The organism is Leucobacter insecticola, assembly GCF_011382965.1.
Taxonomy (GTDB): Bacteria; Actinomycetota; Actinomycetes; order Actinomycetales; family Microbacteriaceae; genus Leucobacter; species Leucobacter insecticola.
Genome location: NZ_CP049934.1, coordinates 2,190,068 through 2,203,627 on the forward strand (window position 1 = coordinate 2,190,068; position 13,560 = coordinate 2,203,627).

Annotated in this window: 17 protein-coding genes and 2 pseudogenes; 6 read left to right on the top strand and 13 right to left on the bottom strand. The window is 63.5% G+C overall.

Annotation, left to right across the window (positions count from 1 at the left end; genetic code table 11):
• Positions 1-245: 245 nt before the first annotated feature.
• The 4 genes and pseudogenes from G7067_RS15270 to G7067_RS10140 form a co-directional block, all read left to right on the top strand.
• A pseudogene (locus G7067_RS15270) lies at positions 246-305 on the top strand (TA system antitoxin ParD family protein); the annotation flags it as partial.
• A gap of 12 nt (positions 306-317) precedes the next feature.
• On the top strand, positions 318-530 hold the full coding sequence (locus G7067_RS10130) for a hypothetical protein (RefSeq protein ID WP_244301060.1): 213 nt from the start codon (positions 318-320) through the stop codon (positions 528-530).
• Positions 531-533: 3 nt separating this feature from the next.
• Positions 534-791 (top strand): AAA family ATPase, encoded by a 258-nt coding sequence (locus G7067_RS14345; RefSeq protein ID WP_244301061.1) that lies wholly within the window; start codon positions 534-536, stop codon positions 789-791.
• Between the two features lie 465 nt (positions 792-1,256).
• Positions 1,257-1,721: an SRPBCC family protein gene (locus G7067_RS10140; protein ID WP_166323960.1), complete on the top strand. Its 465-nt coding sequence runs from the start codon at positions 1,257-1,259 to the stop codon at positions 1,719-1,721.
• 34 nt (positions 1,722-1,755) lie between these two features.
• Here G7067_RS10140 and G7067_RS10145 read toward each other — a convergent pair whose 3' ends face one another.
• Positions 1,756-2,004 carry a hypothetical protein gene (locus G7067_RS10145; protein WP_166323962.1) on the bottom strand — a complete coding sequence of 83 codons (249 nt, stop codon included), beginning with the start codon at positions 2,002-2,004 and terminating at the stop codon, positions 1,756-1,758.
• Positions 2,005-2,006: 2 nt separating this feature from the next.
• Complete coding sequence (locus G7067_RS10150; RefSeq protein WP_166323964.1) at positions 2,007-2,408, bottom strand: hypothetical protein; 402 nt, start codon at positions 2,406-2,408, stop codon at positions 2,007-2,009.
• 72 nt (positions 2,409-2,480) lie between these two features.
• Between G7067_RS10150 and G7067_RS10155 the strand changes: the two genes are divergently transcribed.
• On the top strand, positions 2,481-2,753 hold the full coding sequence (locus G7067_RS10155) for a type II toxin-antitoxin system prevent-host-death family antitoxin (protein ID WP_244301062.1): 273 nt from the start codon (positions 2,481-2,483) through the stop codon (positions 2,751-2,753).
• A complete protein-coding gene (locus tag G7067_RS10160) occupies positions 2,750-3,172 on the top strand; it encodes a type II toxin-antitoxin system VapC family toxin (RefSeq protein ID WP_166323966.1) in 423 nt (140 codons plus the stop codon). Before G7067_RS10155 ends, G7067_RS10160 begins: the two co-directional genes overlap by 4 nt.
• 27 nt (positions 3,173-3,199) lie before the next feature.
• Here G7067_RS10160 and mutM read toward each other — a convergent pair whose 3' ends face one another.
• The 11 genes and pseudogenes from mutM to G7067_RS10215 all read right to left on the bottom strand — a co-directional run bounded on the left by mutM (position 3,200) and on the right by G7067_RS10215 (position 13,553).
• On the bottom strand, positions 3,200-4,147 hold the full coding sequence (gene mutM, locus G7067_RS10165) for a bifunctional DNA-formamidopyrimidine glycosylase/DNA-(apurinic or apyrimidinic site) lyase (RefSeq protein WP_166323968.1): 948 nt from the start codon (positions 4,145-4,147) through the stop codon (positions 3,200-3,202).
• Position 4,148: 1 nt separating this feature from the next.
• Positions 4,149-4,850 carry a ribonuclease III gene (gene rnc / locus G7067_RS10170; protein ID WP_166326078.1) on the bottom strand — a complete coding sequence of 234 codons (702 nt, stop codon included), beginning with the start codon at positions 4,848-4,850 and terminating at the stop codon, positions 4,149-4,151.
• A gap of 38 nt (positions 4,851-4,888) precedes the next feature.
• Positions 4,889-5,091: pseudogene (gene rpmF, locus G7067_RS10175) on the bottom strand (50S ribosomal protein L32).
• 13 nt (positions 5,092-5,104) lie between these two features.
• A complete protein-coding gene (locus tag G7067_RS10180) occupies positions 5,105-5,680 on the bottom strand; it encodes a YceD family protein (protein ID WP_244301063.1) in 576 nt (191 codons plus the stop codon).
• The gene (gene coaD / locus G7067_RS10185; protein ID WP_166323970.1) at positions 5,680-6,174 is read right to left on the bottom strand and encodes a pantetheine-phosphate adenylyltransferase; all 495 of its coding nucleotides are present in this window, start codon (positions 6,172-6,174) and stop codon (positions 5,680-5,682) included. Before coaD ends, G7067_RS10180 begins: the two co-directional genes overlap by 1 nt.
• Positions 6,175-6,224: 50 nt before the next feature.
• On the bottom strand, positions 6,225-6,929 hold the full coding sequence (locus G7067_RS10190; protein ID WP_166323972.1) for a response regulator: 705 nt from the start codon (positions 6,927-6,929) through the stop codon (positions 6,225-6,227).
• A complete protein-coding gene (locus G7067_RS10195; RefSeq protein WP_166323974.1) occupies positions 6,930-8,321 on the bottom strand; it encodes a sensor histidine kinase in 1,392 nt (463 codons plus the stop codon).
• 20 nt (positions 8,322-8,341) lie between these two features.
• Positions 8,342-9,256, bottom strand: coding sequence for an ABC transporter permease (locus G7067_RS10200; protein ID WP_166323976.1), 915 nt, complete (start codon positions 9,254-9,256; stop codon positions 8,342-8,344).
• 20 nt (positions 9,257-9,276) lie between these two features.
• On the bottom strand, positions 9,277-10,188 hold the full coding sequence (locus tag G7067_RS10205; RefSeq protein WP_166323978.1) for an ABC transporter ATP-binding protein: 912 nt from the start codon (positions 10,186-10,188) through the stop codon (positions 9,277-9,279).
• Positions 10,189-10,303: 115 nt separating this feature from the next.
• Positions 10,304-12,520: an ATP-dependent DNA helicase RecG gene (locus G7067_RS10210; RefSeq protein WP_166323980.1), complete on the bottom strand. Its 2,217-nt coding sequence runs from the start codon at positions 12,518-12,520 to the stop codon at positions 10,304-10,306.
• A 49-nt stretch (positions 12,521-12,569) separates the two neighbouring features.
• Complete coding sequence (locus G7067_RS10215) at positions 12,570-13,553, bottom strand: CPBP family intramembrane glutamic endopeptidase (RefSeq protein ID WP_166323982.1); 984 nt, start codon at positions 13,551-13,553, stop codon at positions 12,570-12,572.
• Between the last annotated feature and the right edge of the window lie 7 nt (positions 13,554-13,560).

Genomic DNA, 13,560 nt, shown 5'->3' on the forward strand with positions numbered 1-13,560 from the left:
AATTTCGCGATATTTCTACTCAGTGAAAAATCCTGCGGTGGGAGGTCCAGGATCCCCGCCGCACTAGCCGCGATCAAGCGCGTCCTCGAGAGCCAGTAGCACAGGAAACGCGCCCCCTCGCGGTCGATGTAGCAAGTTGCGACAATATAGGCATGAGCAGCACAATGCCGGTACGAATGAATGGCGAGCTATTTTAGGCCGCTCGCGCCGTCGGCGCCCTGACGAGTCGCAGTGCGGCCCAGCAGATTAGCCACTGGGCGCGGATCGGACGCGAACTTGAATCCTCACCTGAGATAAGCCAGCGCGACATCCAGCGTGTGCTGGCCGGTGAGGAAAGCTACGATACTCTTGAGCACCGAGACCAGGCAGTCGTGCGCGCAAGCTGGGACGAGCGGATAACGGAGCGCATTGCGTCACTGGATCTCGCTGCCGAGTTCACACAGGCTGGGCGATCCTGGACCGAAGCTGACGAGCAGGGCAACGCAGTCACGCGCAACGACATCACCTCCGTACCAAGCGCAGATCAGTAGCGCGTGCCCGTCATCCATATTCTCGCTGGACCGAATGGGTCAGGGAAGTCTACCTTTGTCGATCGCGTCCTTCGGCCCGCAACCAACCTTCCGTTTGTCAACGCCGATGTGATCGCTGCTGAGCGGTGGCCTGATGCACAAGCGACACATGCGTACGAAGCGTCGCGCGCGGCCGCAGAAGAGCGCACACAGTTGTTGCTGACGAAAAGATCCTTCATCACCAAGACAGTGTTTAGCCATCCGAGCAAAACGATCTCGTGAACGCTGCCATCGACCGTGGCTACCTCGTCCACCTCCATGTCATCATGGTGCCGGTAGAGGATTCCGTGAAACGCGTTGCTGAACGGGTGCTTCATGGAGGGCACGAGGTGCCTGAACATAAGATCCGGGGACGATATGCAAGGTTGTGGAACCTCATCGCGATCGCACGATCGTCTGCCCACAGAACCGAGTTTCGTGACAACAGCCTTGCAGCTACTCCGTTCCGTCGTGTCGCCGAATATGAGCACGGCATACTCTTGGGAACACCCACTTGGCCGAGCTGGGTGCCCGCGGCTGTCTCAAGCTAGCGAAGCGACAGAATAACTTCGGAGCAAACTACCTGCCCGGAATCAAACGTGCAATGATCTGGCACGCAGCGGCGACCGGGAGCAGGAAAGCCACCGTTCGGAATCCCTTCTCGCATCCCAGGCGTCCACCGAACAGACCTCCCCTACGATGGGGTGCATGAGCGAATCGCGAAGGTACTCCGAATCGATCCACATCGCGGCAGATCCCGCTACGGTGTACGCCACGGTCTCCGACATCACGCGCACCGGCGAGTGGTCACCGATCTGCCGCGACTGCTGGTGGGACGAGGGCGATGGACCGCGCGTGGGCGCTTGGTTCACGGGCCTGAACGTCACGGCCGAGCGGGAGTGGAAGACACGCAGCCAGGTGACGGTCGCCGACGAAGGTCGGTCGTTTGGCTGGAGCGTGGGCCCAGGATACGTGCTGTGGACCTACACGATCGTGGAGGCCGAGCAGGGATCCCGCCTGACTGAGTCATGGGAGTTCACGCCCGCCGGACAAGCGTACTTCGTGGAAAAGTACGGCGACGAAGCATCGGCGCAGATGCGGGAGCGTGAAGCGGCTGCACACTCCGGCATTCCCGTCACACTTGCCGCGATCAAGCGCGTCATCGAGAGCTAATAGCGCAGAGATCAGATTCGCCGTGAGTTAACTTCTAATAGCTCACGTCAGCCCGCGCGCTCTCGACAAAGCTGCGCATCTCTTCACCTCGCGCGGCATACTCGCCGGCGCCGCACGCAGCGGTCACAATCAAGGCGTAGTCGCCGCTGCGGAGGGCATACGTTGTGCCAGCAAGCTCCGGCAGCTGCGCAGCCGTAAATCCCACGCGCGCGAAACTCAGTTTCGCGGTCATGGCCCCGTCGTTGATGATCGCGTCAAACATGACGGGCTCTTCAGGGGTCACGGTCAACTCCGTGTCAAACGCTTTGTGCCCGAGTTCCTCCGAAAAGTCGAGCGCCACCTGCGCGGAATCGGGATCATCCGTATCCCCAAGCCTGCGGGCTGACGGAACTGAATCATGCAGTTAGGCGTCACGGTGACATGACGCACGCCTTCTTCATCGAAAGTCTCAGCTTTCCATCCCTTCGGCAGCTGGGACGGCGGGTACCAAATGAGGTCTTTGGGCGGCACACCGGCTGTCAGGCTCCCCAGCAAGTCAAGCTCCGCGTCACTCATTGTCTCGTCTGCCTTTTCAGGCTGCGGGTCATCGCCATTCGCCAAGGGGACACACCCCACGAGCATTGCTCCGGCGGACAAAGCCGCCACGATGAGACTCATTCGTGTGGCTTTCGCCCTCAGTGCAGTCATGCCTTCAGCATAGCCATGCCGCACTCCCCTCGCATCGCATCTCTTTCTTGTGCACCCAAGACGATCAGGATAATGCAGAAACGTACCTACATTAAGGACAAACTGATGAAAACCTTTACCGCGCGCGAGCTTAATCGCGATGTGAGCGCTGCCAAGCGCGAAGCCAGCCGCGAAGCTGCGGTGATTACGGATCGTGGCGAGCCGGCTTTCGTGCTCTTGTCCTTTGAAGAATATAAGCGACTCGGCGAGAGCGGCACAGATCTAGCCGAACGATTGAGTATGTCTGACGACATCGACATCGAGTTCGCGCCGCTCACGCTCGACCTCAAAGTTCCGGAATTATGAGCTACCTACTCGACACAAATGTGATCAGCGAACTCCGCAAGCCGGAGCGCCGCGCGGACGCACGAGTCCGCTCATGGGCATCATCGCAACTTCCATCCACCCTCTTCCTCTCGGTGATTACCGTGATGGAAGTTGAGATCGAAATCAGCCGTCTTCAATCGCGCGATCCCTTTCAATCCGGGCACTTGCGGTCATGGATGGAGAACGACTTGCTCAAAGTGTTCGCGGGCCGAATACTCCCGCTGGATCTCGCCGCTGCTCGTAGAGCGGCGCAGCTGCACGTTCCAGATCCGAGACCGGAGCGCGACGCGATGATCGCGGCGACCGCCAGCACCCACGGCCTGACGGTGGCGACCCGCAACGTCAAGGACTTCCAGCAGCTGAGCGTTGCCGTCATAAATCCATGGCAATCTCGGTAGCGTGAGGCCAACCCGGAAGGGTTCAGGCTAGACCCGCCGCCGCTGGCATCTCGCGCAGAAGTGCGCCGAGCGGCCGACAATGACCAGGCGGCGGATCGGGTTACCGCATCGTGGGCACGGCTCCCCCGTGCGGCCATAGGCGTTGAGCGAATGCGCGAAGTAACCGGCCTGCCCATTCACGTTGACGTACTGCTCGTCGAAACTCGTGCCGCCTTCCGCAAGAGCCTTCGTGAAAACCGCTCGCAACTCAGCAAGCAACTGCACAGCCTTACGATCACTGAGCGCAGAGCCTGCGGTCTCGGGGTGGATCCGCGCCCGCCACAGCGCCTCATCCGCATAAATGTTGCCAACGCCACTGATGAGCGCCTGATCGAGAAGCAGCTTTTTCACCCCAGTCTTTCGCGCCCGCAGCGCCGCCACAAACGAGGCATCATCGAACACCGGCTCAAGCGGATCTGGAGCGATGTGAGTCGCCTGGCTCGGGATCTTGCCCCCGGTGCCAGGCACGAGATCATCGAGCGCGAGGGATCCAAACAGCCGCTGATCGGCGAAGTCGAGCCGCAGCTCGCCGTGCTCCGGGTGTTCGATCCACAGCCGGATCCTGACAAATCGGTCATTCGGTGCGTCAAGCGCGCGCAGCAGCATTTGCCCGCTCATTCCGAGGTGCGCGAGCAGGGCCTGCGGGGGTCCCGATGTATCGAGAGTGTCATTCACGGGAAGCCACAGGAACTTACCCCGACGCTTGGGGGCGAGCAGGCGAAGCCCAGCGACGCGACGTTCAAAGTCGGCTGCTCGCCGCGCCCCTTCCTCAGGAGAGAGCGTCACCCCGTGACCACCATCACTGGCGGAACCGCCCACAGGCACATGCCGTTTCAGAGCGCGCGGATCCAGCACCTCCGCGCCAACGACTTGCGCCCCCGTCACCGCGGGCGCAAGACCGGCGCGAACAACCTCAACCTCGGGGAGCTCGGGCACGTCAGCGCTTTGCGGTCCGCAACTGCGTCAGGGCGTCTTGGGCGGCGTGGAGCTCGGCGGTCTTCTTGCTTGTACCTTCGCCGATGCCGGTCACGCCCGCAAGCGTCACCTGTGCACGGTAGCGGCGATCGTGATCTGGCCCGCTCCCCGTTGTCTCATACTGCGGATGCGGAAGTCCGCGGCGCGAAGCCTCGACCTGCAGGGACGTTTTGGGATCAAGCGCATCCAGCGAACTCAAAAAACGCTCGTGGTTGGCAAGCAACGGCGCAATCAGGTCCAGCACAAAGCGGTTCGCGGTCGCGGGATCGGTCGACAGAAACACCGCGCCAATCACGGCCTCGACGGTGTCCGCCAGGATCGAGTCCTTGTCGCGTCCGCCCGTCATCTCTTCACCTCGGCCGAGCTTGAGCGACGCGCCCAGGCCGAGTCCGCGTGCGATCTCGGCGAGCGCAACCGTGGAGACGAGCGCAGCACGACGCTTCGCGAGCTCCCCTTCGTTCAGAGTCGGGAAGTCGCGGTACAGCTGCACGGTCACGGCTTGCCCGAGGATCGAATCCCCCAGGAACTCAAGCCGCTCATTGTGCGGAGCACCGCCGTGCTCGTAGGCCCACGAGCGATGTGTGAGCGCGAGCGTGAGCAGCGCGGGATCGACCTCAACACCGAAGGGGTCAAGAAAACCGCCGGGCCCGCCCTGATTGCTCAGTGACGTGCCCGACGGTTCAGTAGCGCCTCGCGCCAATGTTACGCGTCAGCGACCTTGCGGCCCTTGTACTCAAGGAAGAGGGGGGTGCCCTGCGAATCCTCGACCACACGAGCGCGGTGCGGGAGGCTGTAAACAGTCTTCCCGTTCTCTACGGTCTTAACCAGCTTGGGGCCTCGGCCTTCCAAGCCGAACGGCGGTGACGGGTGTTCGAGCGCGACGTTTTCCGCTTGGGAACAGCCATGATGTTCTCTTTCCTAGTTTCGTGTCGACTCGGGCGTACCACCCGAATCACGGTCTTCTTCAGCTTCAAAGCCTGCCAGCGCAGCCCAACGCGGATCAATGATCTCATTGGGCACCACTACAGCCTCGGCCTCGCGCAGCTCACCGGACTCGGGATCGAGCCCCGGGCAGTCCGGGCGACACACAGGCTGAAACGGTAGTGCAAGCACTACCGCGTCTCGGAGCGGAGGTTCAAGATCCACGTGATCACCGTGAACCTCATACTCGTCGGCCTCCGTAGGAGTATACGCGAAAAGCTCCTGAAACTCGACTTGAAACGGCGTGGTGAAATTTTTCAGGCACCGACCGCACTCGGCCGCCATGATTGTCTGCACCTCGGCAGATACGAGAATCCCCTCGTGCACCGACTCGAGGCGCACATCAAGACTCATCTCCGCGCCGGCCGGAACCTCGGCAAGTGCCTCACCGAGCTTCTCAGGCACCACCAGGGTGCGTGAGCGCTCACGCATCTCCCCCGGGCGGTTCAGGATCTCGCGAATGTTCTCTTCGTACTGGCGGCGTGCAGCCGCATTCGACATGACTTCAGACATCAGGCGGGCCTCGCAGCGTTCAGGAAGCGCGCCACGGCCGGCGGTACATACGGTGACACATCGCCGCCGAGCGAGGCGACCTGGCGCACCAGCGTGCTCGACACGTGTGCGTGCGCAGGATCGGGCAACATGAAGATTGTCTCGACGTTCGCGAGACTGCGATTCATGAGCACCATCGGGGTTTCGTAGGCGACGTCAATTTGCGAGCGGATGCCCTTGACGAGAACACTCGCGCCAACTTCCGTGCAGTAGTCAACGAGAAGGCCCATAGACCACGAAGCGACCGTGATGTTCTCCGGCACGTCAGGCTCTTCATCCAGGGACTTCTGAATGAGGTTGACGCGCTCCGAGATCGGAAGCATAGCGTCTTTTCCGGGGTTGTGAACGACGAGCACGTGGACCTCGTCAAACAGTCCAGCCGCCCGACGAATCACGTCCAGGTGTCCTCGGGTGACCGGGTCGAAGGAACCGGGAACTACGGCAATCTTGCTCATGCGACTAGCCTATTGGGTGAAGCTTCGGGAACGGAGCATACACCGGAGAGTCACAGGCCGTGTTGCTTCGCGAAGATCACCGCGTGCACTCGATCCCGCAGCTGCAGCTTCGACAGCACACGACCAACGTGAGTCTTCACGGTTGATTCCGAGAGGAACAGCTCGGCCCCGATTTCGCCGTTGTTCTTGCCCTCGGCAATCAGGGCCAACACTTCGAACTCGCGCTCGGTGAGCACCTGCAGTTCTGGCGCCGCTTCTGCGTCCGGCGATTGCTGGGCGACTCCGGGCAGACCTGCAGCGCCATCCTTCAGTTGCTCCATGAGTCGTTTCGTCACGCTCGGCGCCATCGCGGCGTCACCCGCCGCGACCCGGTGAATCGCGTCGACAAGCTCCGTCGGGCGGGCATCCTTCAGCAGAAATCCGCTCGCACCGGCTTGAATCGCGCCCGCGGCGTACTCGTCGAGATCAAATGTGGTGAGCACTAGCACACGCACAGTCGGATGCTCGGCCACGATCCTCGCGGTTGCCTCGATCCCGTTCATGCCGGGCATACGCACATCCATCAGCACGATGTCGCATCCTGGATCACCCGCGCTGTCGTCGCGTAGCTCTGCCAGTGCATTCAAGGCCGCTTCCCCGTCGTCGGCTTCTGCGACAACAGCCACACCCGGTTCTGACAGCAGCACCAGCCGAAACCCGGTGCGGATCAATTCCTGATCGTCTACCAGCATGACCCTGATAGGTGTCTCACTCATTTATTCACTTCCCTCTCCCAGCTTGGGGTGGCGATCACGTTCTGCACGTTCAGCGCCCCCCTGAGTTGCGGCGTGAACCGGAAAGGTCGCCCGGACTCGCCACCCGGGACCATCCACTATCCGGCCAGATTCAATGTGTCCGCCGAAGACGCGAACCCGCTCGGCGAGGCCCGCAAGCCCGCGTCCGGATCCCACTCCACTCAGCGGACCGGTCGCCCCGGGTACACGCCCGCTGTCTCGTACCTCAACGAGAGTACCGTCGGTCGATGCGCGCACGATAACCGTCGCGCTCGCTTCGGGCCCGGCATATCTCAACACGTTCGTCAGGGCTTCTTGCACGATGCGATAGACGGCGAGCTCCTGCCCGCGGTCCCCGAGATCACCGCCCGCAAGTTCGAGGCCAACGTTGAGACCGGCGTCCCTGAAGCTTTGCACCAGCTGCGGGATGTCTGTCACACCCGGTTGCGGTGCGAGTTCCGCACCACCATCCTCCGGTGATTGCAGCGCCCCGAGCAGGCGGCGCATCTCCGCGAGCGCCGTTCGCCCGGTCTCCGCGCTCCGCCGCATCGCGTCGGTTGCGGCGTCTGGCGCGGTCGCGGCCGCGCGTGCCGCTCCCTCGGAGAGGGTGATCATGACCGACACCGAGTGCGCGACAATGTCGTGCATTTCGCGCGCGATCCGGCTGCGCTCTTCGGCAACGGCTAGCTGGGCGAGCTGATCACGTTCCCGCGCCAGCTGATGAGCACGGTCGATGATCGCCTCAACATAGCGTCGCCGATTCCCGAGATTGATCCCGAGCATCAGAATCGCGAGCATCCACAAGCCATTCATGACGGTCGCCGAAATATTGGTCGCGACATCAGCGGACTCAGCCGCGAACAGATTTATCGGACCGCCCGCGGTGAAACTCGTCGGGAGAAACGTCGCGACGGCGTTGGTAACCACTGCGATCCCGAACCCCAACCAGCCCGCGCGGACACCGCGGTGGACGGGGACTGCGTAAATCATGAAGTAGAGCGCGACCGCCGTGGCGATCCCCTGGGCCTGGTGCTCCCCCAGTTGCGCGAGTCCCACCACGACGAGGCCGAGCAGGGGGAAGCGACGGCGAAACAGCAGTGCGGCCGCGACGAGCAACACGCGGAGCGTCGAGAAGATCAGTGCCGGTCCCACAAGGTACCCGGGCAGCTGCCGCTCTTCGCCCTCAAAGAAACCGATGAGGCCACTGTTCGCGATATCGAGCAGGCTCATGAGGAGGCAGCCAAAGAGGTACGACACCACGATGCCGATGTCGACCGCGCGCGGGTGCGCCGCGAACGCCCGCCGGATCACTCCCGGCGGGCGCGGCAGACGCACCTCAGCTGCGTCGGTCTGAACGAATGGGGACTGCGTCACGCAATTAGCCTAACGGGCAACTATTTGGCGTCGCGCCACACGAACACGATGGCCGCCGGAATCAGCGTCGCCGCGGCCCACGCGGCCATCAGCGCGAGTGCCGGCCAGAATCCCACCACGCTTCCCTCGAGGGTGCCCTGGGAGAGGATGCTGCCCAGGCTCGAGGGCAGCACGTTCATGACGTCATATACCCATGCCCAGCCCGTCATCGTGAGCACCTGGAAACCGACAGGCAGCACGAAGGCGACTCCCGTCACTACCGCGATTGCCCCGGCAGATGAGCGGAGCATCCCAGCCACGCCCATCGCGAACAGGGCAAAGATGACGAGGTAGGCGACGGTGCCGAGAGCCCCCGAGATCACGACTGTGGATCCGATCTGTCCGAGCGCCTTGGGGGCGAATGCCGCAGCGATCCCGAGCCCGCCGCCGACTACGATCACGGCGGCGAGCAGCGCGAGGGTCGAGAGCACCAGTGTTTTTGCGAGGGCAACCGGCATGCGCTTCGGCACCGCCGTCAGAGTGGAGAGGATCATGCCGCTCGAGTACTCACTCGCCACCGCAAACACTCCGAGCACTCCAAACACGAGAGAAAGGAAAGACGCAGAGAACGTCGAGATCATCAGGAGATAGCTCTGCAACGCCTCATCTCCGGTGCCGAACACCTCATCCACGCCACCCGCATTCGACGAGCTCATCATCCACGCCATCAGCAGACTCAATCCGAGACCGGCAACGACGGAAACGAGCATCGTGATGCGCACCCCTCGCAGCGAGGTGAGTTTGATCCGCTCGGAGCGCACTACGCCCCCGAAGGTGAGCCGTGGCCTCGGTTCACCGTTGCGGCGCTGCAGGCTTGCCCGCGATGTCGGTTCAGGCTGAGAGGTCTGATTGGGGTTTGGCACGCTACTCGCGTCGATAACAATGGTTGAATTCATGGTGATTCTCCTCGTGTGCGTCAGTTGCTGGTGTAGTCGAGCTGATCTCGGGTCAGCGCGATATACGCGTCTTCGAGGCTCGCCTGCACGGGGCTGAGCTCGTGCAATTCGATTCCGTTGCGAGCCGCGATCCCGCCGATCTCAGCAGCCGCGAGCCCCTGGGTCGTGAATCCCTCATCGGTGAGCGGCTCAAGGGTCACGTTCGGACTCGCCCCCGAAAGCAGCAACGAGGCAAGCTTCGCGGCCTCGGGAGTGCGAACGGTGACCGTCTCACCGCGCCCCTGCGAGATGAACTCGCCGATGGGGGCATCCGCGACGACCCGGCCTCGGCCGAGCACAATGACGTGATCGGCAGTCTGCGCCATTTCGCTCATGAGGTGGCTGGACAGCAACACGGTGCGGCCCTCACTCGCGAGGTGGCGCAGAAACTGGCGCACCCACAGCACGCCGTCAGGATCCAGTCCGTTGATCGGTTCGTCCAGGATCAGCACACGGGGGTCCCCAAGAATCGCCGCTGCGATCCCGAGCCGCTGCCCCATACCGAGGGAGAAGCCGCCCACGCGCTTGTGTGCGACCGATGAAAGGCCGGTCTGTTCGAGCACCTCGCTGACGCGTCGATCAGAGATGCCGTGTGTCGCCGCGAGCGTTCGCAGGTGGCTGCGGGCGCTTCTGCCCGGATGCACGCCCTTGGCGTCGAGCAGCGTCCCCACCTCAGCAAGCGGGGCCGCCAGGTCGCGGTACCGCTGCCCGTCGATCGTGACGGTGCCGGACGTCGGCCGGTCAAGACCGACCATCAGACGCATGCTCGTCGATTTCCCAGCGCCGTTTGGCCCAAGAAACCCGGTCACCTGACCCGGCCGGATCGAAAAGCTGATGTCGTCAACAGCCACCTTCGCGCCGTAGTGTTTACTCAATCCGCGTGCCTCGATCATCGCGTTCCCTTTCGTTTTTCGCCACTGAAATTCAGCGTCGATTCAACGGTAGGAAATCTGCCGGTGGCCCGCGTCAATCCTGGGTGCCGCTCGAGCGGTACCCAGGTACTCACTTCTAGGACTTTGCGAGATTGTCGAGCAGTTGCGCCTCGCGGGCCCTCGCGATGCGGGCGGCAAGCCCTGGCGCATCTGTCAGCTCGGGATCCTGTTCGAGCAGCGCCGCCGCAACCTCTCGCGCGTGCGCAATGAGTTCGCCGTGCTCCGCGACTCTGAGTAGTCGCAAGGTCGATTTGCCGCCTGACTGGGCGGTGCCGAGGATGTCACCCTCTCGCCGCAGCTTCAGATCGATCTCAGCGAGTTCAAAACCGTCACTCGTCGAAGCAACCGCTTCGACGCGTTCCCTCGCGAGCGTGCCTTGCTCGGCGGTCGTCATGAGGAGACACAGGCCTGCGTGTTCGCCGCGGCCCACGCGCCCCCGCAACTGGTGCAGCTGAGAGACACCAAAACGATCGGCATCGCGAACGATCATGATCGAAGCATTCGGCACGTTCACACCGACCTCGATCACGGTGGTGGCGACAAGCACGTGGATCTCTCCAGACGCGAAGCCGCTCATGATCCGATCCTTTTCGCTTGAGCTCATGCCACCGCTCAATCCCTCGATGCGGGCGCCACGGAACTCGGGGCGAGCGCGCATTTCGGCCACCGTATCGGCGACATTCGCGAGCGGACGCGACGCTACCGCACGCTCTGCGGCCTCGGCCGTCACCGGCTCCTCCGGGGCACCCGCGTCACCTTGGCCCTCTGCCTCTGCCTCAGTCGAAGAGATCGCCGGGCACACCACGTAGACCTGTCGCCCCGCGGCAACATCTTCGCCCGCCCGCGCCCACACCCGCGCCGCACGGTTGGGCATTTCGAGTTCCGGGACGGTGTACGTCTCAATGCCCTTGCGCCCCGGCGGCAACTCCCTGATCGTCGTCACTTCAAGATCACCAAATGCCGTCAGCGCGACGGTGCGCGGGATCGGGGTGGCGGTCATCGCAAGGACGTGAGGCTGGGCACCCTTGCGGCGGAGCGCTTCGCGCTGTTCAACCCCAAACCGGTGCTGCTCATCAACCACGATCAGGCCGAGGTCAAAGAAGCTGACCCCCTCGCTGAGCAGCGCATGGGTGCCGACCACGATCTGAGCGCTGCCCGAGGCGAGCGCCAGCAGTGCGCGCTTGCGCTCGGCGGCGGGCATGCGCCCCGTCACGAGCACCGGCGCCAACTCGGCGCTGAGCTCCGGGCCGAGCCCCTCAACGATTGATCGGTGGTGCTGCGCCGCAAGCACCTCGGTGGGCGCGAGCAGGGCGCTCTGGCCGCCGCCCTCGGAAACCTGCAGCATCGCGCGCAGCGCGATAAGGGTCTTGCCAGAACCGACCTCGCCCTGCAGCAGGCGGTGCATCGGATGCGGCGCCGCGAGTTCCGCAGAGATCGTCTCCCCCGCACGCCGCTGGTCACCGGTCAGTTCGAAGGGCAGCGCGGCGTCGAAACGCGCGAGGGCGCCCTGCGAACTGCCGAGCGGGCGCGGTGTGCTCGCCTCGAGTCCGTTACGGCGGCGGCGATCAAGCAGCGCGAGCTGCAGCTCAAACGCTTCACGGAAGCGGAGGCTGTCACGTGCGCGGCGCCAATCGGCCTCGGTCTCTGGCCGGTGGACAAGCTCGAGCGCCGGTCCGAAGGCGATCACTTCTTCCGAGTTACGGATCTCAGCGGGAAGCGGATCCTCAACGGGACCGAGCGCATCAAGCGTCACGGCAATGGCCTTCTGAATGTTCCAGCTTGTGAGCTGCGCGGTCGCCGGGTAAATCGGCACCGGCGTCTCTGCCCAGGCGAGCGCCGCCGCCTCATCAAGCTTCGCGCCGCCGGGAGCATCCTCACGGTTCTCAAAGAGCTCGTAGTCGGGGTGCTGCAGCTGCAGCTGGTTGCGGTATGCACTGACCTTGCCCGCGAAGATCCCGCGCCGCCCGGCAGTGAGTTCTTGCGCCCGCCACGGCTGATTGAAATAGGTCAGCACCAGGGAACCCGTGCCGTCGGTGATGCGGATCTCAAGGATGCTCCCGCGGCGGCGCTGCATCGTGCGTTGCTTGACGTCGAGCACCTGCGCGACGACGGTCACATGCTCCCCGATCGGGAGACCGAGGAGCGGCGTCAGTTCGCCCCGTCGGGAGTACCGCCTGGGCAGGTGCATGAGCAGTTCGCCTACCGTGGTCACACCAAACGCCTTCGCGAGCGGTTTTGCCGTGCGCGCGCCAACAACACCATCGAGGCGAGTGTCGAGGGTCGTCGTGGGCATGCACCCAGGGTATCGCGGACCCCCGACAGTTCACTCGCGCAAGCGGCGCTCAGCGATCCTGAGCGAGAGCCGGTTCTTTACGAAACTGGCCCGTCAAGAACAGCACCAGCGTGACCAACGCCACAGCGATCCACCCTGCAGCCCCGAGCGGGCTTACGAGCACTGGGTTGAGCTCCGTGCCCGCAGCGGCAAGAATCACCGCCATCCCGGCTGAAGCGTTGAGCGCCCCGTGTCCAAACACCGCCGGCCACACCGAACCGGAGCGCAGGCGGGACCACCCCAGGAGCACACCCCAGAACACGCACCCGATCGTCATCAGCGCCACGCCGCGCCAGTCGGTCAGGCCGAAGTTGTAGCCGAGCAGAATCACGGGCGAATGCCACAGACCCCAGATCGCTCCTGAAACGAGGAGCGCTGGCCACACGCCAAGCGGCCGCAGCGCCGGCAACAGCCAGCCCCGCCAGCCGATCTCTTCCCCCACAGCGAACAGACCGTTGAACACGGCACCGAACGGGATCGAGAGAAACTGCAGGGCGATCAGCACGCCGACCGGAAGCGGCAGCGACATACCCTCGGGCAGAGACGCCTGCACGGTCTCTGCGAAGCCAGAGAAACCTGTCAGGTCGAGCGTCACCCAGCCGAGAATCCCGGCCACCGCGATCGAAAGCGCCACAACAACCACGGGCGCGAAAATCGCGGCGACCGTCAACCAGACCACGCGCTTCGCCGGGCGCAGCGGCCACAGTCCAAGAAGGCGCAGACGTGCCCCTTTCCCAGGCACCTTCATGACCAAGATCACCACGAGCGTTGCAAGCAGCGGCGCAAACATCATCACCGACGCGAGCAGCCCGAGCATGACGGGGAAGGCCGGATCCTTGGTGCCCATGATCCACAGCGGCAGCGCGATGAGCCAGGCGAGCGCACACGCCGTGATAACAAACACGGCGACGGCTCCCCACGGCACGCGCTGCAGTCGGTCTGGACGGGCTGCGCCATCCTGGTCACGGTTTTGGAACGGCGGTACTTGCGTCATTGCTCTC

Excerpts from the sequence above, each read along its gene's own strand:
- G7067_RS10140 (WP_166323960.1), top strand. The coding sequence starts at position 1,257 with ATGAGCGAATCGCGAAGGTACTCCGAATCGATCCACATCGCGGCAGAT.
- G7067_RS10150 (WP_166323964.1), bottom strand. The coding sequence starts at position 2,408 with ATGACTGCACTGAGGGCGAAAGCCACACGAATGAGTCTCATCGTGGCG.
- G7067_RS10155 (WP_244301062.1), top strand. The coding sequence starts at position 2,481 with ATGCAGAAACGTACCTACATTAAGGACAAACTGATGAAAACCTTTACC.
- G7067_RS10160 (WP_166323966.1), top strand. The coding sequence starts at position 2,750 with ATGAGCTACCTACTCGACACAAATGTGATCAGCGAACTCCGCAAGCCG.
- G7067_RS10180 (WP_244301063.1), bottom strand. The coding sequence starts at position 5,680 with ATGTCTGAAGTCATGTCGAATGCGGCTGCACGCCGCCAGTACGAAGAG.
- coaD (WP_166323970.1), bottom strand. The coding sequence starts at position 6,174 with ATGAGCAAGATTGCCGTAGTTCCCGGTTCCTTCGACCCGGTCACCCGA.
- G7067_RS10190 (WP_166323972.1), bottom strand. The coding sequence starts at position 6,929 with ATGAGTGAGACACCTATCAGGGTCATGCTGGTAGACGATCAGGAATTG.
- G7067_RS10200 (WP_166323976.1), bottom strand. The coding sequence starts at position 9,256 with ATGAATTCAACCATTGTTATCGACGCGAGTAGCGTGCCAAACCCCAAT.
- G7067_RS10205 (WP_166323978.1), bottom strand. The coding sequence starts at position 10,188 with ATGATCGAGGCACGCGGATTGAGTAAACACTACGGCGCGAAGGTGGCT.
- G7067_RS10210 (WP_166323980.1), bottom strand. The coding sequence starts at position 12,520 with ATGCCCACGACGACCCTCGACACTCGCCTCGATGGTGTTGTTGGCGCG.
- G7067_RS10215 (WP_166323982.1), bottom strand. The coding sequence starts at position 13,553 with ATGACGCAAGTACCGCCGTTCCAAAACCGTGACCAGGATGGCGCAGCC.